The organism is Streptomyces sp. NTH33, assembly GCF_003236365.1.
Lineage (GTDB): Bacteria > Actinomycetota > Actinomycetes > Streptomycetales > Streptomycetaceae > Streptomyces.
In genome coordinates this window covers 1-2,138 of sequence record NZ_POTZ01000747.1, presented here as the reverse complement: position 1 = coordinate 2,138, position 2,138 = coordinate 1, and the positions used below count along the sequence as shown (strand labels likewise).

Here is a 2,138-nt window from a genome sequence, read left to right as displayed (position 1 = left end):
TCACCGAGCACGAGAACAGGATCGACGACCTGCACGGCTCCCTGGGCCGCATGGGCCGTACGAGCTACCACGCGGCCGTGGAAGCCGTACTGGCCCAGCACGAGGCGTCGACGGACGACCCGGCCGCGCGGCTTGAACGTGTGGTAGTTGGAGGAGAGTTCACCCAGGCCGGAGCCGACCACGAGCAGGACGTCGGCGTCTTCCAGGAAGTCCGTGGTGTGCCGGTCCTCCAGCCAGGACTGGAGGGACAGCGGGTGCTCCCAGGGGAAGGCGCCCTTGCCGCCGAAGGTGGTGACGACGGGGGCGTTCAGTTTCTCCGCCAGGGCCAGCAGTTTGCCGGACGCGTCCGCGCGGACCACTCCCCCGCCCGCGACGATCGCGGGGCGGGCGGCGCGGGAGAGCAGGTCGGCCGCCACGGCGGTGAGTTCCGGGCGGGGAGCCGGCTCCTGAGGTGTCGCGTCCACCGCCGTGACCACGGGCAGGCTCGTCCGAGCCAGCAGCACGTCCTGCGGGATCTCCACCCACACGGGCCCGTGCGGAGCGGTCAGCGCCGACTTCCAGGCCGCCGCGATCGCGGACGGGATCTGGGACTGGGCGCGGACGGTGTGCACCGACTTCACCACACCCCGGAACGAGGCGGCCTGGTCGGGTAGTTCATGCAGGTAGCCGTGGCGGCCACCGCCGAGTCCGGCGGTCGGGACCTGGCTGCTGACGGCCAGGACGGGAGCGGAGGCCGCCGCCGCCTCCTGGAGGGCGGCCAGGGAGGTGAGGGCTCCCGGGCCGGTCGACAGGAGCAGCGGCGCGGCCTCGCCCGTGATCCGGCCGTAGGCGTCCGCCGCGAAGCCCGCGTTGTTCTCCATCCTGAGGCCCACGTACCTCAGGTCCGAGCGGCGCAGCGCGTCGAACATGCCGAGGGCGTGCTGGCCGGGCAGGCCGAAGACGGTCGTCGCGCCGAGCCCGGCGAACGTCTCCACGACCAGGTCTCCGCCGTTGCGGCCGGAGGGAGGGTTCAGGGCGGCCTCCGTCTGGGCGGGCGTCGGGCGGAGTACCAGGTCGTGGTCGTGAGTCACTGGGGCTCGGTCTCCTTCGGGAAGTCGTACGCGCCGGGCGTGAAAGTCACGCGTTGCGGGCGGCCGCGATCTGGCGGGTCATGATGGTGGTCAGTTCGTACGCCGTGTGGGAGGCGGCGACCGAGGTGATCTCGGCGTGGTCGTACGCCGGTGCCACCTCGACGATGTCCGCCGACACCAGGTGGCAGCCGGCCAGACCGCGCAGGATCTCCAGCAGCTCGCGGGAAGTCATGCCGCCCGCCTCGGGGGTGCCGGTGCCGGGTGCGTGGGCGGGGTCGAGGCAGTCGATGTCGATGGAGATGTACAGCGGGCGGTCGCCGATGCGCTGGCGCAGCTGGTCGGCCACCTCGTCGGCGCCGCGGCGGTAGACGTCCGCGGAGGTGACGATGCCGAAGCCCATCTTCTCGTCGTCGGTGAGGTCCTGCTTGCCGTACAGCGGGCCGCGGATGCCGACGTGGGAGAGGGCGGAGGTGTCGAGGATGCCCTCCTCGACGGCGCGGCGGAACGGGGTGCCGTGGGTGTACTCGGCGCCGAAGTAGGTGTCCCAGGTGTCGAGGTGGGCGTCGAAGTGCAGCAGGGCGACCGGGCCGTGCTTCTTGGCGACGGAGCGCAGCAGCGGCAGGGCGATGGTGTGGTCGCCGCCGAGGGTCATCAACCGGGCGCCGGTGCCGAGCAGTTCGTCGGCGGCGGCCTCGATGGTCTCCACCGCCTCGTTGATGTTGAACGGATTGACGGCGATGTCGCCGCCGTCGGCGACCTGGGCGAGGGCGAACGGGGAGGCGTCCTGCGCCGGGTTGTAGGGGCGCAGCAGCCGGGACGCCTCGCGGATGGCGTTGCCGCCGAAGCGGGCGCCCGGCCGGTACGAGACGCCGGAGTCGAACGGCACGCCCACGACGGCGACGTCGGTGGTGCCGACCTCGTCGAGGCGGGGCAGCCGGGCGAAGGTCGCGGGGCCGGCGTACCGCGGGACGCGGGAGGAGTCGACGGGGCCGCGGGGCGTCTCGTTGCTGCTCATGGTGAATTGCCTTCTTTCTCGCGTTTCATCGCGTCTGTGCTGCTTTCCGATCG

The 2,138-nt window shown here is 72.2% G+C and carries 2 protein-coding genes; both read right to left on the bottom strand.

Translation table 11 applies throughout. From position 1 onward, the window contains the following. Positions 1-1,070 (bottom strand): thiamine pyrophosphate-binding protein (locus tag C1I97_RS35765; RefSeq protein ID WP_258382904.1); only part of this gene is annotated, 1,070 nt, incomplete at its 3' end. A 46-nt stretch (positions 1,071-1,116) separates the two neighbouring features. Continuing rightward, entirely contained in the window at positions 1,117-2,085 is a 969-nt protein-coding gene (speB, locus tag C1I97_RS35760) for an agmatinase (protein WP_111007098.1), read from the bottom strand. Between the last annotated feature and the right edge of the window lie 53 nt (positions 2,086-2,138).

Coding starts and splice junctions, on each gene's coding strand:
- speB (WP_111007098.1), bottom strand. CDS start 2,085: ATGAGCAGCAACGAGACGCCCCGCGGCCCCGTCGACTCCTCCCGCGTC.